The organism is Streptomyces sp. 5-10 (assembly GCF_014712245.1).
Lineage (GTDB): Bacteria > Actinomycetota > Actinomycetes > Streptomycetales > Streptomycetaceae > Streptomyces > Streptomyces violaceusniger.
In genome coordinates this window covers 1-946 of record NZ_JACVYG010000203.1, presented here as the reverse complement: position 1 = coordinate 946, position 946 = coordinate 1, and the positions used below count along the sequence as shown (strand labels likewise).

The window sequence follows — 946 nt, the reverse complement described above, 5'->3', positions numbered from 1 at the left end:
GACGCCCTCTCCGATCTGAACGCCGCGACCCTCGCCGGGGCCCTGCGCGCCGCCGTCCGCGACACCTGGGGCGATGAGCTGCCCACCCGCTTCGCCGTCATCGGCCTCGGCCGCTTCGGCGGCCATGAGCTCAGCTACGGCTCGGACGCCGATGTGCTCTTCGTCCACGAGCCGCGCGAGGGCGCCGACGAACAAGAAGCCGCCCGCGCCGCCTTCACCGTGGCCAACGAGATGCGGCGGCTGCTCCAGCTCCCCACCGTCGACCCACCCCTGCTCATCGACGCCGACCTGCGCCCCGAGGGCAAGTCCGGCCCCCTGGTGCGCACCCTCGCCTCCTACGCCGCCTACTACCGCCGCTGGTCCCTGGTCTGGGAGAGCCAGGCACTGCTGCGCGCCGAACCGGTCGCCGGCGACCCCGACCTCGGCCGGCGGTTCATCGAGCTGATCGACCCGCTGCGGTACCCGGCCGAGGGACTGGGCGAGGACGCGATCCGCGAGATCCGCCGACTCAAGGCCCGCATGGAATCCGAACGACTGCCCCGCGGGGCCGACCCCACCACCCACGCCAAACTGGGCCGCGGCGGCCTCAGCGACGTCGAATGGACCGTCCAGCTGCTCCAGATGCGCCACGGCTGGGCCGAACCCGGACTGCGCACCACCCGCACCCGCGAGGCCCTGGCCGCCGCCCACGCCGCCGAACTGATCACCACCGAGGACGCCCAGACCCTCGACGAGGCCTGGATCCTGGCCAGCCGCGTCCGCAACGCCGTCATGCTCGTCCGCGGCCGCCCCGGCGACACCTTCCCCACCGACGTCCGCGAACTGGCCGCCGTGGCCCGCTACCTGGGCTACGGCCCCGGCCATGTCGGCGAAATGCTGGAAGACTACCGCCGCACCACCCGCCGGGCACGAGCGGTGGTGGAACGCCTCTTCTACGACTACGAGA

1 protein-coding gene is annotated in these 946 nt (G+C 73.2%); it reads left to right on the top strand.

Annotated features, from left to right (window positions below; translation table 11 throughout):
- A partial coding sequence (locus IEJ02_RS47815) for a [protein-PII] uridylyltransferase family protein (RefSeq protein ID WP_498067150.1) occupies positions 1 to 946 on the top strand: 946 nt, incomplete at both ends.